This is a genomic window from Hahella chejuensis KCTC 2396 (assembly GCF_000012985.1).
Lineage (GTDB): Bacteria > Pseudomonadota > Gammaproteobacteria > Pseudomonadales > Oleiphilaceae > Hahella > Hahella chejuensis.
Window position 1 is genome coordinate 1,522,130 of sequence record NC_007645.1, and the last position, 18,829, is coordinate 1,540,958.

The following is an 18,829-nucleotide window of genomic DNA, read 5'->3' on the forward strand; positions in this document are numbered from 1 at the left end:
TTGAGATGGCGAATATATGTGGCTGCAGAAAGAAATACGCTTGAAGCCCAGGCAACGGGGCTTTCATTTAATTACTGATGAAATAGTGCGAGAACTTCCGGAAATCAAGACATTCAGAGTTGGGATGATTCAGCTCTTTATAAAGCATACATCCGCTTCTTTGACGATAAATGAAAATGCGGACCCAACTGTTCGCCAGGATTTTGAAAGCTATTTCAATCACGCGGTTCCAGAAAATGAACCCTATTATCGTCATCTCGATGAAGGTTCTGATGATATGCCGGCACATCTTAAATCCAGCCTGTTGGGGTGCAGCGTCAGTCTGCCTATTACTGACGGATGTTTTAATCTTGGAACCTGGCAAGGGGTAGGACAGTTGCGAACACCGCAATCATGGCGGAGTGAGAAAAGTGGTGGCGACCATTTGGGGGGAATAGAGATTCTGCTTTAAGCGCCGTGCTTTTGGCGTACATACGGACCAGTTCATTGATATACAATGTTTTTACCGGGCTTTTCCAACAAGCCTTTCAAGACGCCCATTTTTATGTCATACGTACGCCGTGCAATGGCGAGCGCTGCTGTGATGGCGGCGTGCGTGGAGTGGCGGCTACAATTTGGAGAGATCAACACGGGATGGCTGCTTTTGAACAACCTGATAAGTCTGAGTTCGGCGCAAAACGAGAACGACTATGAGTAAAGCGACGATTGAAACCTGGGTGTCGCGATTGGATCGCTGGCTTTGGGAGAACGAAACCGGCGGCGCCGCAGGCGGCGTGATGCGGGTATTGTGGCATAGTGCGCGCGTTTTGTTTGCGGTGGTGCGCGACGTATTATTCGGCCATGTGACGCTGCACGCGATGGGATTGGTGTACACGACGCTGCTCTCCATCGTGCCGTTGTTGGCGTTAAGTTTCTCCGTATTGAAAGGATTTGGCGTTCATAATCAGCTGGAGCCGCTGCTGGAGAATGTTTTCCAGGCGTTCGGGGAAAAAGGGCCGGAACTGGTGCAAAACGTGCTCGCATTTGTCGACAATGTCAAAGTCGGCGTGTTGGGCTCGGTGGGCCTGGGATTGTTGATCTATACGGTCATCTCTCTGGTGCAGAAGGTGGAGCGCTCCTTTAACGAAATCTGGCGGGTGTCGCAGATTCGCTCCCTGGCGCAACGATTCAGCTCTTACCTTAGCGTCATTGTTGTCGGTCCGTTGCTGGCGTTTTCCGCCATGGGCGCCACGGCGACTCTGGTGGGGACGGACATGGCGCAAACCGTCTTGAGTATTGAACCTTTTGGACGGCTGTTTTCTCTCGCCACTCGTATGGCGCCCTATGTCATCATCGTGGCGCTGTTCACCTTCATGTATCGCTTTATCCCCAACACCAAGGTGCGCACCCGGTATGCGTTCATAGGCGGACTCGGGGCGGGGATCGCCTGGCAGACTACAGGTTATGTGTTCGCCAAGTTTGTGGTCGGTACATCCAACTACGAAGCGATTTACTCGGGCTTTGCTGTGGGCATCCTGGTCCTGATCTGGTTGTATATCTCCTGGCTGATCCTGTTGATGGGGGCGTCAGTGGCGTTCTACGGCCAGCATTCCCACCAGATCACCCGACAGCGGCGGGTGCGCCCCTGTGCGGTGATTGACGAGCGCACAGGGCTGGCCCTGGTGTACAAGGTGGCGAAAAAGTTTGATCAGCAGGGAGGAGGCGAGAGCATCTCTGATCTGGAGGATACTCTATCGGTGGGGCCTGAGACGATTCAGCGCATTATCGACAAACTGTTGAAGAAGGGCGTGTTGGCTATTATGGGGGACGAAGCGGATTCGCTGATTCCCGCCCGCCCTTTAGACCGCATTACCCTGGCGGAATTGATGCATGTGCTGCGTTCGCCGGAGCACAGTCTGCCTGCCTCCTTGTACTCAGATAAGTCTGTGGACGCTATCGCCAAGGGAGTGACGGCGGCGATGGAGGCGTCGCTAGGGCAAATGACCCTGGCTGCCTGGGTGCGGGGCGAGGAGACGGTGGTCAGAGAGGCGACGTCGCCGGAGAGAGCGGCGAGTTGAGCAAGGGCGCATCGGCGCCCTTGTCATTAAATTTCAAACTCTATACGGCCTTTGCCGTCGCTGTCTTTTTCCACTTCAGGATTGCATAACAGGATGCGGGAAGAGGCGATCTTTCCGCCTTCCAGCACCTTTGCTTTGAACTTCTGGCCTCGTTCCTCCGCTAACTGCTTTAGTGTCTTCAGTTGCTCTACCGTCAACGCTTTCGTGTCGGACGGATAATTCAGTTCTGCGGGGGAAGCGATGGCGCAGGTTTTCACTTGCATGTCCTCTTTGTCCAGCAGCAGTTGGCGGAATTCGTTGACGAAGGCTTGTTGTTCGGGGCCGACGTCGGACTGGCCGGCCTGATATGGCAGGGGCTGGATACGGACTTTCAGCGCCTGTTCGCCTGCGAACTTCACTACCGTGACGACATTGGCGTAGGGCACGAAGGTTTTGATGAGATAGCCGCTGGCGGCCTCAAAAATGGCTTTTTGAGCAATCAGGGCGACAAAACCGCTCCAGCCGAAGCTGGGACTGTCGACATCACCGGACAGGGGCATGGCGAGCTCCACGTTGCCATTGCCATCTTTCAGCATCCCCAGCGCCACGTTTAAAGGTATCGCCCCGCCTTTCTGGATGGCGTTGGCGTCAGCGCTTTTGTCCGCTCCTAAATCCATGCCGCGCAACATGATCTTGGTGTCGCCGCTGATGCGTCCTTCATCAATAATCATGGCGAGGTTCATATCAAACTGTCCGTTGTTGATGTCGTAACCCAAGGCGTCGCTCAGGTAAGGTGAAACCGGCGGCAGGTTGATTTCCGCAATATTGGTGCGGGTGTCGAGTGACAGCTTGGGAGCGAACGGCCAGATGCGTGTGTCTGACTGAATCTTGGAGTACTGGTCGGTCTGCGCATCCAGGGTGACGTGGAAAGCCTGCTCTGGGTTCTCAGTAGTCAGGCTTTCGGCGACCAGAGAGTTAATGCGGATATCCTGTTGGAAAGGCGGCTTCACACCTTCGTCGATGAAGCTGAGCAACGAGTCGCCTTTGATGGAGATTTGGTTGATCACCAAATTGAATGGCGAGTTTTCCGGCGCTTCGCTTGCAGGCGGCGTCTCAGCGGCGGACTGAGCGTCGGTTTGGGCGTCGGCTTGCGGCGTCTGCGACGCTGCTTCGGAAGGGGAATTCGCTGACAGGGGGGCCAGGGTAATCAGGTTGCGTTCTTTGTCCAAATGCACATTGGAACGTATGTCGCTGAGCTCCACCATTTCAATAAACGCCCGCTTGTCGCTGGCCTCCACATTCGACACAAACAGAGTTCCCGCCTGCAATAGCGGCGGCAGCTCTTCATTGTCGAGGGCGGAGCGCGACAGCACCAGATTCTGTGAACTGATCTGATCCACCTTGACGTTAAGCGCCTCGTCCATGCTGAAGGAGACGGGCGTCAGGTCCAGTTTGTCCCATCCAGCGAGGATGTAGCGTCCGGCGCTGTCGTTGACGCGGGTTTTGCCGCTGTGGATCTTGCCGTTGAAGGCGACTTCCGGATCGCCCCCCGGCGCCAGGTTGATTTGCAGCGGGTTCAGGTCGATGCTGGTGATGTCGCTTTCAACAGTCATGTCTTTAAGCTTCAGGTCGACCTGGGAGATATCCAGCTTTTTGGTGGTCGTGGTCAGCGTCAGGGCGCCGTTGCGCCAGTCCACTACGATTTCCGCACTCAGATCCAGACTGGCGTTGCTGTCGCGCAGATCGGCGGGCAGATAATGCGCGAACTGCTGCATTCTCGCCTTAAGCGAACTGATGTCCAGCCACTGCACGAACTTATCCGGGCCGACGCGAAATTCGGTGGCGAGGACGATATCGGCGCCGTTCACCTGAGTCATCACATCTGCAAAGCCATTCCACTCCGCGCCTTTGCCTTTGATGTTTTTCAGGTTGAGGCTGAACAGGCGAATTTCGTCTTGCAGGGGCGCTTGATCAGCGGCGTCTGCTGGCGGCAGCCGACTTATATTGAAGGCGCAATTGCGCAACTGAATGGAGGGCAGGCTGATCGTCCAATCCTCGCCCGCCGACTCTGGAGCGGGGGTGGCGGACTCCTCGACTCCAGTGGGGAAAAGCACCCCGGCGACGCGCCAGCCTTCCTGCTCCTGCGCGATATTCAGTTGCAGACCGTCCAGGGCGATTTTGTCGACGACCACGGTGTTTTCAAATAAAGGCGCCAGCTGCGCGGAGACCTGCAGGGCTTCGAACTTGAGCTCCAGTCCTCGTGGGGTCGTGACTTTGACGCCGCGGCCATTGATCTCGGAAGTGAAGGGGTTGATGGAGAGGGATTCCGCAGAAAAGTCTGCGTTGTGCTCAGCGAAGTATTTGGTGAGCGCGTCTTTGGCGACGTAAGGGCCGAGCCCCCAGATTCCCAGAATCAACAGACAAAGAATGCTCAACAGAGCAATTAACGTTCTGCGGATGATTCGCTGCATATCGGCGCCCTTGGTGTTTTTTCGTGGCATCCCGCGCAATGGCGGAGTCTTTCTTGATCGTCGCCCGCCGCTTCGACTTGTTGGCGTTTGAATGCCGAAAGCTGAGTCGTGTCAGAAGGTTACGGAAAGTTTAGCCAGTCCTGCGCGGCTATCCAAGGGGAAATACGCCATCCACTGGCTTTGAGTCTCCTGCGCGGTCACATGCGTGAGATTTGGCCCAGCACGTCGCAACGCTCAAGGATCATCCTTTCATAGGATTCGACCATTGCAAGGTTGCTGGAGCCGCACGACTTCCGGCTGTCCAGGTACCGAATAAGCCGCTGTACGTCTCTGAACAGCTGTCTTTCCAGTCGGTCCTTTGAGCTGGCGTTGTGCGATGACTTTGTTGGAATGTTATTGATCGCCATGAATGTCACACTCTGTTACTTTTTGCGTAATTGTAGATAAATAACATTGCATGTCAAAAGTAATAGGCCAAAAGTATTAATAAATTTGTGGCGCGCCTCTCGTTTTTGGCGTTAATTTGATCAAGTGAACACAAAAAATACCTGCGCCAGCCCGGCTAACGCTCCCAATACGCCGCCAATGGCGATCAATTTGATCTCGTCTTCCTGAAAGCAGGGCCGCAGCAGGTTCTGAAACTCTTCCGGGGATAACGCTTCCATGCGGGTGCGCATGATGCTTTCCACCACAATGGCGCGCTCTTCGTTAAAAAGCGGGTCCTTGAAGGCGGTCTTGGAAATTTCCAGGGCTTTTTCGCCGACTTTCTTTTTCAGTTCAGCGAACGCAGTAGGGCCGAAAGCGATCTGAGTGATGGGCTTGGCGACCCCGGTCGTCACGTCCACCAGCGGCTTGACGTGTTTCTTCACCAAGGCGCGGGTGCGCGCCCCGTTGGGACCATTGAGCATGGCGTTGACGATGTTGCCGACAGTCAGAATATCGTGGGTGACGATGCGACAGAAGGTCGCCGCCACCTGTGGCTGTCTTTTCAGGAACAGCCCCTGAACGGTCAGTGGACCGACCTTGGTGGGGTTGAGAGGGCGGAAGATAAGATTAAGCGCGATCCAGTTGGTGGCCCAACCCACCAGAAAGCCGCATACCGGCAGCACCCAGTCAACGGAATAAAAGAACCAGAGCGCCATCTGTAAAACGCCGAAACCAAATCCCAGCCAGAGTCCGCTGTGAATCAGAAAGCGAAACTCCGCCGCGCCGCATTCCAGAAAGATGCGATTCAGCAACTCCTTATCCGCCACCAGCCGCTCCGTCACCATGTGTTTGAGGTCCAACAGGTCTTCGATCTGATGACCGATGTCGCTCACCAGATTGTCGATCAGTCGCGGGGCGTTTTTGCGCACGCGTTCGTAAACCTTGTTTTTCACTGCTTGCGGCAGGTTTTCCCACAGCGTGCGGTGTTCCGACAGCATGATTTCGTCAACATATTCCTCCACCCGGGGCAGCATGCCGGCGACAATGTGACCGGCTAACGCCTGTGGATCGATTTGCTCGAATAGCTCCTCCACCGCTCCCAGCTTGGAAATGGTTGAATCCACGCTGATGACCGCCATTTTTCCGGCCTTCGAAGGAATGATGCCCTGCCATCCGAAGAAGGGGCGAAAGCCAATAAATTCAAGAGGATAAAAGGTAAGTTTGATCGCCAGCCAATTGGTGCTCCAGCCGATCAGGGCGGCGACCAGGGGGATGCTCAGATACTTCCAAAACTCGGGGTTCTGTAACCACTGCCAATCCATCGTTTCACTCTCTCTGCAAAGGTGGGCGCGCTATTGTCATTAAAATGTCATAGGTTATGCACACTAATTGAACGTGGCGTTGAAGCGTCAAAGTTTTGAAACATGCCCGCCGTTTTCGGAGGGAGTCAATAATAGACTGAAAAATAAAAGGAAAAGAAAGCCCTAAAATACGGACGGGCGCACATTTGTTGAACTGAGGGCAAAAAGCGGCCCGGTAAAGCCGCTTTTCCACAAAGTTATCCACAGTTCGCCCATTTTTGGGGCGGTATTTCAGGACGAAATATCGACGTGCTCAGGGGCGTTCGAAGAAGTGTATGTAAGCGCCCGCTTTCTCTTTATCTATTGGGTGGAAAGGGGGCGGGGTTTATTTCGCCGAAGAGTCGCCGGCGTCTCCCCATAGCCACTGCATCAACGCCAGCGCCGCCACGGGAGCGGTTTCGGTGCGCAGAATACGTGGGCCGAGTGGAGCATGCACAAAACCATGACGCTCGGCCAAAGCCACTTCCTCATCCGTAAAGCCGCCTTCGGGCCCAATCAGCAGGCAGACGCTGGCGGGAGGTTGCGCCGGGCTCCAGGCGCGCGCATCGCCGGGATGCAGGATCAACTTCAGATCCGCAGTAGCGCTTTGCAACCAGCTTTCCAACGGCGTGACGTCGCCGATGTCGGGAACGCGGGCGCGTCCGCATTGTTCGCAGGCGCTGATTGATACTTGCCGCCAGTGACGCCAGCGTTTGTCCTGGCGTTCTCCATCCAGGCGCACTTCGCAACGCTCGCTCAACAGCGGCGTGAGCGCCGTGACCCCCATTTCCGTGGATTTCTGCACGGCGTAGTCCATGCGTTCGCCCCGGGACAATACTTGCCCTAGGTGTACGCGCAGGGGAGACTCCGCTTCGATCGCCAGCGGTTCGGACAGCGCCACTTCCACATCCCTGCGGCCCACCGCCAGGACTTTGACGGGAAAATCGCGGCCGTCCCCACTGAATAAATGAAACGCGTCGCCGGGACGCATGCGCAACACGCGCCCGACGTAATTGGCCTGATCGCCGGTCAGCGTCAGTTGGCTGAGACCATCCAGAGGCTGGTCGATAAAGATTCGGTTGTTTCTCAAGTTCAGTCCTTAACCGCCAGTTGCAATCCATCCCAGGCCACTTTGGCCAGGTGCGCGATTTCGTCTTCGCTGATCACATAAGGCGGCATGAAGTAGATGACATTGCCCAGTGGACGCAGCAGCGCCTGATTCTTCAACGCATGCTCATAAACCCGTATGCCGCGCCGTTCCTGCCAGGGGAAGGGCGCGCGAGAGGCCTTGTCCTGCACCATTTCAATCGCCAGGATCATGCCAGTCTGGCGGACTTCCGCCACATTGGGGTGGTCTTCAAAATGCGCGGTATGCTCGCGCATGCAGGCGGCAAGCTGCTTATTTTGCTCAATCACAGGCTGATTTTGGAAGAGGTCCAGCGTCGCCAGGGCCACACTGCAGCCGATCGGGTTGCCGGTGTAACTGTGGGAATGCAGAAAGGCGCGCATGGTGGCGTAGTCGTCGTAGAAGGCGTCATAAATGAAGTCGTGGGTCATGACCACGGACAGGGGCAGATAACCGGCGGTGAGGCCTTTCGACAGACACAGGAAATCTGGTGAAATATCCGCCTGCTCACAGGCGAACATCGTACCGGTGCGACCGAAGCCGACCGCAATCTCATCTGCGATCAAGTGCACGCCATGGCGGTCGCAGGCTTCCCGCAATAGCTTCAGATACACTGGGTGATGCATGCGCATGGAGCCGGCGCACTGCACCAGCGGCTCGATGATCACCGCCGCGGTTTCATGGGCGTGTTTCTGCAGCGTTTCCTCCATGTGCGCGAACTGGCGGCGGCAATACGCCTCCCAGGATTCGCCCGCCTCCCGGTGGAAACAATCGGGACCGGGAACGTTGATGACCGGTTTAAGAAGCGCGTTGTAGGTTTCTTTATATAAGGCGACGTCTCCCACCGCCAGGGCGCCCAGAGTTTCGCCGTGATAGCTATTGCTGAGATTGATGAAGCGGGTTTTGTTCGGTTGGCCGCTGTTGCGCCAATAGTGGAAACTCATTTTCAGCGCCACTTCCACTGCGGAGGACCCGTTGTCGGCGTAGAAGCATTTGTTGAGGCCGGCGGGCGTTACTTCCGCCAGTCGCTCCGACAGCCGCACCACAGGTTCATGGGTGAAGCCGGCCAGGATGACGTGCTCCAATTGCTCTATCTGGGATTTGATGGCGTCATTAATGTAAGGATGACTATGGCCGAACAGGTTCACCCACCAGGAGCTGACCGCGTCTATATAGCGATTGCCGTCAAAATCCTCCAGCCAGACGCCCTTGCCGCTTTTAATTGGAATCAGGGGGAGAAACTCATGATCCTTCATCTGGGTGCAGGGGTGCCACACACGCTTGAGGTCGCGTTCCCGCAGTTCTGCGTTGGTAGTCAATTCCAGGCTCCTAATTTTGTCCGGTAAATTCGCCGCCTATTGTGACATAGGGTGGAGCCCGGGTGGAGACTGGCTGTAGGTCGACAAAAGGCTTAATCGTCTTGGGTCTGCACGTTGAAAACTTTTTCCAGCATCATGGAAAGTTCGCGGGGTTGCGTCGGGGGACTGAACAAATATCCCTGGCCGTAATCGCAGCCGGACTCCCTGAGCACGGCCAGTTGTTGCGGCGTTTCCACGCCCTCGGCGACGATTTTCATATCCATGGCGCGCCCCATCTTCACCAGGGCGTCCATCAATACTTCCTCCTTGGTTTGGCGGCCGAGATTGCGAATCAGCAAGCCGTCCAGTTTCAGCATGGAGATAGGCAGATCTTTCAGCAGGGTGAGGGAGGATGCGCCGTGGCCGTAGTCGTCCAGAGATAGCCTGACGCCCATCTGATGCAGCTCTATCAAACAGCGGCGGCTTTCTTCGAATTCGTTGAGCAGATTGTGTTCGGTCAGCTCCAGCACCAGTGAGCTTGGCGGAACTTCGCTTTGCCGGATGATGTCGCGCCAGCGCTTGATATGTTGCGAACTAATCAACTGGCGCCGGGACATATTGACGGCGATGAACGGTTGTTGACCGGCGGGTCGGGAATACTGCCACTCCGCCGCCAGGTTGAGGGCGTTTTGCAGCAACCACTCGCTGATCTGGACAATATTGCCGGTTTCTTCCGCGATAGACATGAACTCCCTGGGGTGCAGTTCGCCGAAGCGCGGATGCAACCAGCGCAGAAGCGCTTCGGCGCCGGCCAGCCGCATATTTTTCAGATCGATGATGGGCTGAAATTCCAAATGGAACTGTTCATTTTGCGTGGCCTCTCGGATATCGCCCTCCAGCATCAGACGGCTGGCGACGGCCTCGTTCATGCGCTCCTCAAAAAAACGATACTGATTGCGGCCGTTGTCCTTGGCCTTGTACATGGCGATATCGGCATTTTTGATCAGAGTGGAGGCGTCTTCGCCGTCTTTGGGAAAGAGCGTCACGCCAATGCTGGCGCCGATATGGAGTTCGTAGTCTCCCACGCTGAAGGAATCCGCCAGTTGTTGCAGCAGCATTTTGGCGACGTGGATAGCGTCGGTTTCTTCCCGTAAGTGAGGCAGCACCACGGTGAATTCGTCGCCGCCCAGGCGCGCCAGCATGTCGCTTTCCCGGAGGCGTGACTTGAGGCGGGTGGAAACCTGTTGCAACAGCTTGTCTCCCACGCCGTGTCCCAGGTTGTCGTTTACTTGCTTGAAGCGATCCAGGTCGATGAACAACACCGCCAGACGCGCCTGCTCACGCTTGTGACTGGCTATCAGCGAGTTGAGATGCTCAAACAGGTAACTACGATTTGGCAACCGGGTGAGAGGGTCGTAGTAGGCTTGCAGTCGAATCTGCTCCTCACTGCGTTTGCGATCAGTGATGTCGTGGACGATCAAATACAGGTAGGAACTGGCCTTGTCCTTGATGTCGGAGACGTACATCTCCACCAGACTGGAGCGGTTGTCGCCGCGTCGGGCGGCAATCACTGTCTTGCCGGATTGCAGGGACGGCAGCCAATTCTCACCCAGCATTTCATTGTTTTCAGAGAGAAATAAACGCGAGGCGGAGATATTCCCCATCATTTCGCTGGAAAAGCCGAAGAAGTCGCAGGCGGCGGGGTTGGCGTCGATGACCTTGTTGTTCGTGGGGTCGAGAATGATCTGCACGGCGTCGCAATGCTCAAACATTTGTCGGTAGCGGCGCTGGCTGCTCTCCAGTTGTCCGGCGGTAAGAAAATAACGTTGTATGAGCGCAGCGAAGAGTACGATTAAACCCGCCAGCGCCATCTCCGGCGTCATCTGCTCAATGATGGCGCTGCGTATGGTGGATTGCTTCACGCTTAGCAGCAAATGCCAGGACGTTTCATCGATATTGGTGCGAATCAGGGCGTAGCCTTTGATTTCCAGAAAGGTGTCGGTGGGGATGTCCTTGGGATGAGAAATGAAGTTGTCGACGCCTTTCGGTAGGGCTTCTGGAAAGGTGGCGGCGGTTTTCGCGTGGGACGACGTCAGTGTCGGATGAGCCAGCAATTGATGCGATTGGTTGACGACAAACAATTCTCCCGCCGACAAGTTGGGGTTGATTACGAACTCTTTGAGAACATCGAGGGTAATATCAATGGCCACCGACCCAAGGAAGACGTCGCTGGCGTAGATAGGCGCTGCGGCGGTAACCATCAGTCCTTCCCCAAACTCGTCGACGTACACGCGGGTCCAGAAAGGCGTGCGTTCAGGGTTGTGATAGGGCAGGGCCAGGGTAAAGAACTCCAGTGACAGTGACTCATTGGTGTAGGCGAATTTATTGGAATCAATCCAGGGCGCAATATAAAGAAAGCGGTTCTGGGAGATGTAATAGACCCAGTTGGATTCCGGCAGATTTTCTTTGGTTGCGCGGAAGATCGGCGTCAACGACAGCGCCATTTCTATTTCGCGATAGTAATTCGGCTGGCGTCCCTGGATATTCCCCAGACCGGTAAGGTTGCCTGCCTGATCCGTGGTGAATGGCGGTTGCAGGGCATCCATGTCGAAGAGATTACGAGAGGGGTCGTAGACGATATTGGCGGACAGATCGCTATAGAGATGTTCCTCGTGATGGTTCAGTAAATAACTTTCCGCTGCGCGGCGCAGAATGGCGATATGCTCCATGATGCGACGGGTGGACGCGCTGACGTTCTTCTGCGTCTGCTGTAGCTCCACTTGCATGGATTGGTAGTAATTGCGCGTGCGCTCGCGGTAATCAAGCAGGATCAATACGACGCAGGCTATGAGAATAAACAGCAGCGCTGCGAGTCTGCCCGCGGTAGCCCCCAACTTCATTATTAGCCTGCCCCCTGGTTTATGGATTCAGTATAGGTAATGGCCGGGTATTTGGCGAAACGCCGGGCGTTGCGGTGAAGTAGCAGTGAGGCGGATAAGAGAAGAACCGCCGTGACGGTTATCGATGCGGAGAAAGTGAGAGCAGGAGGGTAGCGGGAGAACGGCGAGACAAGCGAAGGGTCTGTTGGGTAACAGACCCTGTCTTTGAGGCGAGGTTGGAACCTGGGTCAGAAAGAGATCTTGTCGCCCAGGTTCAGATTGTCCCAGACCGCCAGACTTGGCTCCGCCTGGTTCAGGGTGTAGAAGTGGATGCCGGGAGCGCCGGCGGCGAGCAGACGTTCGCACAGGCGCGTCACCACTTCCTCGCCGAATTTGCGGATGCTGGCTGAATCGTCGCCGTAGGCTTCCAGCTGTTTGCGCACCCAGCGCGGAATTTCCGCGCCGCACATGTCGCTGAAACGGGCCAGATTGCTGTAGTTGGTGATCGGCATAATGCCGGGCACGATGGGCAGATTCAGGCCTGCTTTTTCACATCGTTCCACAAAATAGAAATAGGAGTCGGCGTTGAAGAAATACTGAGTGATGGCGCTGGTGGCGCCGGCCTCCACCTTGCGGCGGAAGTTGTTCAGGTCCGCTTCGGCGTTTTGCGCCTGGGGATGAAACTCAGGATAAGCCGCCACTTCGATAGAGAAGTGATCGCCGGTGCGCTCGCGAATATAGCTGACCAGCTCGTTGGCGTAGCGCAGTTCGCCGGGGGCGCCCATGCCGGAAGGCAGGTCTCCGCGCAAAGCTACAATGCGCTGAATGCCGTTGGAGCGGTACAGGTCCAGCAATTCGCCGATAGACTCCTTGGTGGCGCCGATACAGGATAAATGGGGCGCAGTGGAAATGCCCTGTCTGTGCAGCGTCAGTACGGTGTCGATGGTGCGCTCGCGGGTGGAGCCGCCGGCGCCGTAGGTCACGGAAAAGAAATCCGGCTTGCGCTTGGCCAGCTTGTCCCGCACAACCTGCAGTTTTTCCATTCCCTCAGGGGTTTTGGGAGGGAAGAACTCAAAACTGAAGCGCCGTTTAAACTGAGTTTGGGATTCCATTAGCGTATTGCCTCCGGTTTAGGGAATCTCTCTGAACAACCGGCGGCGCGGGGGACCGCGCCGGACCGGCGATCGATCAGTATTTGTAGTCCGTTGGTTTGTACGGACCTTCCACTTCCACGCCAATGTACTTGGCTTGCGGTTGAGTCAGCTTGGTGATGACGCCGCCGAAGCCTTGCACCATGTAGCGCGCGACTTCTTCGTCCAATTGCTTGGGCAGAACGCGTACGTACAGGTTCTTGGGCTTCTCATCCGCAGGCAGGTCTGCGAATTTACGCTCGAACAGGTACATCTGCGCCAGCACCTGGTTGGCGAAAGAGCCGTCCATGATGCGTGAGGGGTGACCGGTGGCGTTGCCCAGGTTCACCAGACGACCTTCGGAAAGCAGCAACAGGTGGTCATTTTGATCTTTGTTCCGGTATATCACATGCACTTGCGGCTTCACTTCTTCCCATTCCCAGTTATCGCGCATGAAACGGGTGTCGATTTCGTTGTCGAAGTGGCCGATGTTGCACACGACTGCGCCGGATTTCAGCGCTTGCAACATGTACTTGTCGCAGACGTTGACGTTGCCGGTGGTGGTGACCAACAGGTCAGTGTGGCCCAGCAGGTCGCGGTTAACGCCATCGGCGGCGCCAGTGTTGACGCCGTCGATATAGGGAGACACGACTTCATAGCCGTCCATGCAGGCCTGCATGGCGCAGATCGGGTCGATTTCGCTGATCTTGACGATCATGCCTTCCTGACGCAGTGACGCTGCGGAGCCCTTGCCCACATCGCCGTAGCCGATGACCAGCGCTTTTTTACCCGCCAGCAGGTGGTCGGTGGCGCGCTTGATGGCGTCATTCAATGAGTGACGGCAACCGTATTTGTTGTCGTTCTTGCTCTTGGTGACGGAGTCGTTGACGTTGACTGCAGGCACTTTCAGCTCGCCTTTCTTCATCATGTCGAGCAGACGGTGAACGCCAGTAGTGGTCTCTTCGGAAATACCGTGAATGTGATCCAGCATTTGCGGGAATTCATTGTGCAGAATTTCAGTCAGGTCGCCGCCGTCATCCAACACCATGTTGGCGTTCCAGGGCTGGCCGTCTTTGGTGATGGTCTGCTTGATGCACCAGACGTACTCTTCTTCGGTTTCTCCTTTCCAGGCGAATACGGGAACGCCAGCCGCCGCGATCGCCGCCGCCGCGTGATCCTGAGTGGAGAAAATATTACAGGAGGACCAGCGCACTTCCGCACCCAACGCAACCAGGGTTTCGATCAATACCGCGGTCTGGATGGTCATGTGGATGCATCCCAGGATGCGGGCGCCGGCCAGGGGCTGTTGCGCGCGATATTTTTCACGCAGCGTCATCAGCGCAGGCATTTCGCCTTCGGCGATGTCGATTTCTTTACGTCCCCATGCCGCCAGGCTGATGTCCTTGACCTTGTAGTCGCTGAAGTTATCTACAGATTGTAACTGAGCCATGTTTGGTGTCCTATTGCTGATCCTAATGAGGGGGGCGGAGCGAGTCCGCCGGAAGTCTCGGTCTGTTGCAAAAAGAGCCTCAGGGGAGGCTCTTTGCTATGGGAATCAGATACCGGCTGCGGCGCGCAATGCGTCGGCTTTATCGGTTCTTTCCCAGCTGAAGCTGTCGCCGGTGCGGCCGAAGTGTCCGTAAGACGCAGTCGGACGATAAATCGGACGTTTCAGGTCCAGCATATCGATCAGGCCGCGCGGACGCAGATCGAAGTGCTCGCGCACCAAGGTGGCGATTTTGTCGTCGCTGATCTTGCCGGTGCCGAACGTGTTCACGGAAATAGAGGTGGGCTCCGATACGCCGATTGCGTAGGACACCTGAATTTCACACTTGGCCGCCAGACCGGAAGCGACGATGTTTTTGGCTACATAGCGGCCTGCGTAGGCTGCGGAACGGTCAACCTTGGACGGATCTTTTCCAGAGAACGCGCCGCCGCCGTGACGAGCCATGCCGCCGTAAGTGTCGACGATGATCTTGCGACCGGTCAGACCGCAGTCGCCCACTGGGCCGCCAATGATGAACTGGCCAGTTGGGTTGATGTGGTATTGGGTGTTGCTGTGCAGCCACTCTTCCGGCAACACGTGCTTGATGATCTCTTCCATTACCGCTTCACGGATGTCGGACTGCTTCACGTCAGGCGTATGCTGAGTGGATAGCACCACCGCTTCAACCGCTACCGGCTTGCCGTTTTCGTAACGCAGAGTCACCTGGCTCTTGGCGTCTGGACGCAACCAGGGCAGGATGCTGTTCTTGCGCAGGTAAGCCTGTCTTTCCACCAGACGGTGGGAGTAATAAATCGGAGCGGGCATCAGCACGTCAGTTTCATTGGTCGCGTAACCGAACATCAACCCTTGGTCCCCGGCTCCCAAATCTTTTTCGCTGGCTTCGTCCACGCCCATGGCGATGTCGCCAGACTGCTTGCCGATAGCGTTCAGTACTGCACAGGACGCGCCGTCAAAGCCAACGTCTGAGCTGTTGTAACCGATATCCAGAATGACGCTGCGGACGATGTCTTCCAGGTCCACGTAAGTGTTGGTGCGCACTTCGCCGGCGATAACCGCCATGCCCGTCTTCACTAAAGTTTCAACCGCCACTCGTGCGTTCGGATCATCTTTAATGATGGCGTCAAGGATAGCGTCAGAAATCTGATCCGCCATCTTGTCCGGATGGCCCTCAGATACTGACTCGGAAGTAAAAATGGAATATTCGCTCATCGCATGCGTCCTTATGGTTAAAGATTACAATGACTGGGGTGGGTTGATGTTGCGGAACCTTCGGACTGACATGCGGCTTCGCCGGTCAGCGCTCGGTTCCCGTTCTTGGGCAATAAAAATTGACGCACCTGGATTTGAAACCCATTGCGCACGCCTATATAAATGCTTTCGCCTTCCGCCAGGCCCGACTGCGCTCCCCAACGGGAGATTTCAGTGCTGTCGAAGCCCAGCCACAAATCGCCGCAGGACTCTCTGGCCCAGGACTGATCGTGGCGGCTCAAGTCGCTCAAAATCAACATGCCGCCGGGGCGCAACAAGGCCGCGCAATCGCGAATCATGTCCGCCGGCGACGCCACATGGTGCAACACCATGTTCATCACAATCACATCAACGCTGACGCTCTGTTCGAGGGCGCTACGCGTATCTCCTACGATAAAGCGCACGTTCGACAACTGTCTGGCGTCCGCAAAATCGCGTGCTTTCTGCAACATTTCCTCGGAGTTATCCAAGGCGATGACGGAGTCCGCCATCTGCGACAGGTCTTCCAGAAAGGCGCCTTCGCCAGGGCCGATTTCCAGAAGCCTGTTGACCTTCTCGCCGGCCAACTGTTGTTGCAACATATCCCGCACAGGCGTGGCGTATAACGGATATTCCGCGATCAACTCCTGGTGCGCCTGGAAATGCTCAGCGTACCGGGAGAAAAACGCCTGACTCTGCTGTGCGCGTTGTTCACCTACATTGCCAATACGGTCGCGGGTGTCCGTGGTCAGCGGCAACAGGTCCAGATTGCTGTACAACTGCAGCCGCGCCAGCTCGGCGCTGTCGTCGCCGGCCAGAATAGGACGTCGGTAGAAAATACTGTTGCCCTCCCGCTGGGCCTCCACCATCCTGGCCTTGGCCAACACTTTCAGGTGATGGCTCATGGCGGATTGTTTGACGTCGAATATCGAACACAATTCCAGCACCCCGTAGGCGTTCCGTTCCAGGACACGCAATATTTCCAGACGCAACGCATCGCCGCAGGCCTTATAAACGCCAGCCAGTTCTGCGTAGTCCGCAGCGGCTTCGGTACCTGCGCTGTCGCTGTGTGGGAGCATGGAATCATTCATAGGCCAAAAGTTTAGCAACATCAAAAAATGCGTACAAGAACTATATCAAAAAAATTTGATATAGTTTCTCTGGCGCAAAAAATGGGCTGTTTTTTGCAGTGAATGGCAGTAGGACAAGGCGGCGTCGCCGCCTTGGAGACGGGCTTGAGGGATGAACGGGCGGTAAACTGGGGGATTCGGGCGATGAAATTTGCTCCTGCCTCTTTAATGTATGAAAATACGCACTCGTTTTTGACCCCCCTAATCACAAACCAAAACTCGATCTGAGAGGGAGTGAGCTGAATGCCATCTCGTAAAGAACTCGCCAACGCCATTCGCGCGTTGAGTATGGATGCTGTGCAAAAAGCCAAGTCAGGACATCCCGGAGCCCCGATGGGTATGGCGGACATTGCGGAAGTGCTGTGGCGCGACTATCTGAACCACAACCCGACCGATCCCTCCTGGATTAACCGCGACCGCTTTGTTCTGTCCAACGGTCATGGCTCCATGTTGTTGTACTCCCTTCTGCACCTGTCCGGATATGATTTGGGCATCGAAGACCTGAAAAACTTCCGTCAGCTACACTCCAGAACGCCAGGACACCCTGAATACGGCTACGCCCCCGGCGTGGAAACCACCACCGGTCCTCTGGGGCAGGGTCTCGCCAACGCGGTGGGCATGGCGCTGGCTGAGAAAGCGCTGGCGGGCCAGTTCAACCGCGACGGCCATGACGTCATCGACCATTACACCTATACGTTCCTCGGCGATGGCTGTCTGATGGAAGGCATTTCCCACGAGGTGTGTTCTTTGGCGGGCACTTTGGGGCTGGGCAAACTGATCTGCTTCTATGACGACAATGGCATCTCTATCGATGGCGAAGTGGAAGGCTGGTTTACCGATGACACGCCCAAGCGCTTCGAAGCCTACGGCTGGCAAGTGATTCCGGGCGTCGATGGACACAATGCCGACGCCATCAAGCAGGCGATTGAGCAAGCGCGCGGCAATACCTCACAGCCGACGCTGATCTGCTGCAAAACTATCATTGGTTACGGCGCGCCCAACAAGCAGGGCAAAGAAGAGTGTCACGGCGCGCCTCTGGGCGATGACGAAATCGCCGGCGCGCGTCAGGCGCTGGGCTGGACCCACGAGCCTTTCGTGGTTCCCGAAGATATTTACGCCGCCTGGAGCGCGAAAGAAAAAGGCGCGGCTCTGCAACAAGCCTGGTCCGAGAAATTCGCTGCATACCAGCAGGCGCATCCTGAATTGGCGGGAGAGCTGCTGCGTCGCAGCGCCGGCAAACTGCCGGAAGACTTCGCCGCCAAAGCGGACGCTTATATCGCTGAGTGTCAGGCCAAAGGCGAAACCATCGCCAGCCGTAAAGCCTCTCAGAACAGCATCAACGCATATGCTCCGCTGTTGCCGGAACTGTTGGGCGGCTCCGCTGACCTGGCGGGCTCCAACCTGACTATCTGGAAAGGCAGCAAAGGCGTTAGCAAAGAAGACGCTGACGGCAACTACATTTATTACGGCGTACGCGAGTTCGGCATGTCCGCCATCATGAACGGCGTGGCGTTGCACGGCGGCTTCATTCCTTACGGCGCCACCTTCCTGGTGTTCATGGAATACGCGCGCAATGCAGTGCGTATGGCTGCGCTGATGAAGCAGCGCTCCATCCTGGTTTACACCCACGACTCCATCGGTCTGGGCGAAGACGGGCCGACTCACCAGCCGATCGAACAGCTGGCGAACCTGCGCACCACGCCAAACATGAGCACATGGCGTCCCTGTGACGCGGTTGAATCCGCTGTCGCCTGGAAGAGCGCGATCACTCGTGAAGACGGTCCAAGCGCGTTGATTTTCTCGCGTCAGAATCTGCCGCATCAGCCACGTGATGCTGAACAGGTAGCGAATATCGAGAAAGGCGGCTACATCCTGAAGGATTGCGCGGGCCAGCCTGACCTGATTCTGATCGCAACCGGTTCTGAAGTCGGCCTCGCTGTCGCCTCTGCTGAAGCATTGACCGCGCAGGGTCACAAAGTGCGCGTTGTGTCCATGCCGTCCACTGACGTTTTCGACAAGCAGGACTTCCACTACCGCCAGCAAGTACTGCCGTTGGAAGTGAGCGCTCGCATCGCGATCGAAGCGGCGCACCAAGACTTCTGGTACAAGTACGTGGGGCTGGACGGTCGCATTGTGGGCATGAGCACTTTCGGCGAGTCCGCGCCTGCGAACCTGCTGTTCGAAGAGTTCGGCTTCACCGTGGATAACGTGGTGGCCCAGGCGCAAGATCTGTTAGACTCGCTGGATGCATAAATCCAC

13 protein-coding genes are annotated in these 18,829 nt (G+C 56.2%); 4 read left to right on the forward strand and 9 right to left on the reverse strand.

Annotated elements, in window-relative coordinates; translation table 11 throughout:
• Positions 1 to 16 precede the first annotated feature (16 nt).
• From HCH_RS33015 to HCH_RS06880, 3 genes are all read left to right on the forward strand, one after another.
• Positions 17 to 451: a secondary thiamine-phosphate synthase enzyme YjbQ gene (locus HCH_RS33015; protein WP_011395452.1), complete on the forward strand. Its 435-nt coding sequence runs from the start codon at positions 17 to 19 to the stop codon at positions 449 to 451.
• Between the two features lie 93 nt (positions 452 to 544).
• Complete coding sequence (locus HCH_RS34150) at positions 545 to 697, forward strand: hypothetical protein (RefSeq protein ID WP_011395454.1); 153 nt, start codon at positions 545 to 547, stop codon at positions 695 to 697.
• Positions 690 to 2,057: a YihY/virulence factor BrkB family protein gene (locus HCH_RS06880; RefSeq protein ID WP_011395455.1), complete on the forward strand. Its 1,368-nt coding sequence runs from the start codon at positions 690 to 692 to the stop codon at positions 2,055 to 2,057. Before HCH_RS34150 ends, HCH_RS06880 begins: the two co-directional genes overlap by 8 nt.
• Positions 2,058 to 2,083: 26 nt before the next feature.
• On the opposite strand, the gene HCH_RS06885 is transcribed toward HCH_RS06880, so the two are convergent.
• From HCH_RS06885 to HCH_RS06930, 9 genes are all read right to left on the reverse strand, one after another.
• Complete coding sequence (locus HCH_RS06885) at positions 2,084 to 4,507, reverse strand: DUF748 domain-containing protein (protein ID WP_011395456.1); 2,424 nt, start codon at positions 4,505 to 4,507, stop codon at positions 2,084 to 2,086.
• Between the two features lie 527 nt (positions 4,508 to 5,034).
• Positions 5,035 to 6,255 carry a hypothetical protein gene (locus tag HCH_RS06895; RefSeq protein ID WP_011395458.1) on the reverse strand — a complete coding sequence of 407 codons (1,221 nt, stop codon included), beginning with the start codon at positions 6,253 to 6,255 and terminating at the stop codon, positions 5,035 to 5,037.
• Between the two features lie 364 nt (positions 6,256 to 6,619).
• Positions 6,620 to 7,363: a 16S rRNA (uracil(1498)-N(3))-methyltransferase gene (locus tag HCH_RS06900; protein WP_011395459.1), complete on the reverse strand. Its 744-nt coding sequence runs from the start codon at positions 7,361 to 7,363 to the stop codon at positions 6,620 to 6,622.
• 2 nt (positions 7,364 to 7,365) lie between these two features.
• Positions 7,366 to 8,718, reverse strand: coding sequence for an adenosylmethionine--8-amino-7-oxononanoate transaminase (locus HCH_RS06905; protein WP_011395460.1), 1,353 nt, complete (start codon positions 8,716 to 8,718; stop codon positions 7,366 to 7,368).
• A gap of 92 nt (positions 8,719 to 8,810) precedes the next feature.
• The gene (locus HCH_RS32170) at positions 8,811 to 11,597 is read right to left on the reverse strand and encodes a bifunctional diguanylate cyclase/phosphodiesterase (protein WP_011395461.1); all 2,787 of its coding nucleotides are present in this window, start codon (positions 11,595 to 11,597) and stop codon (positions 8,811 to 8,813) included.
• A gap of 227 nt (positions 11,598 to 11,824) precedes the next feature.
• Entirely contained in the window at positions 11,825 to 12,688 is an 864-nt protein-coding gene (gene metF, locus HCH_RS06915; RefSeq protein WP_011395462.1) for a methylenetetrahydrofolate reductase [NAD(P)H], read from the reverse strand.
• Between the two features lie 76 nt (positions 12,689 to 12,764).
• Entirely contained in the window at positions 12,765 to 14,156 is a 1,392-nt protein-coding gene (ahcY, locus tag HCH_RS06920; RefSeq protein WP_011395463.1) for an adenosylhomocysteinase, read from the reverse strand.
• 105 nt (positions 14,157 to 14,261) lie between these two features.
• Complete coding sequence (gene metK / locus HCH_RS06925) at positions 14,262 to 15,422, reverse strand: methionine adenosyltransferase (RefSeq protein ID WP_011395464.1); 1,161 nt, start codon at positions 15,420 to 15,422, stop codon at positions 14,262 to 14,264.
• A 17-nt stretch (positions 15,423 to 15,439) separates the two neighbouring features.
• Complete coding sequence (locus tag HCH_RS06930) at positions 15,440 to 16,519, reverse strand: ArsR/SmtB family transcription factor (RefSeq protein ID WP_148212511.1); 1,080 nt, start codon at positions 16,517 to 16,519, stop codon at positions 15,440 to 15,442.
• A gap of 294 nt (positions 16,520 to 16,813) precedes the next feature.
• On the opposite strand from HCH_RS06930, the gene tkt reads away from it, so the two are divergent.
• Complete coding sequence (tkt, locus tag HCH_RS06935) at positions 16,814 to 18,823, forward strand: transketolase (RefSeq protein WP_011395466.1); 2,010 nt, start codon at positions 16,814 to 16,816, stop codon at positions 18,821 to 18,823.
• Positions 18,824 to 18,829: the final 6 nt, after the last annotated feature.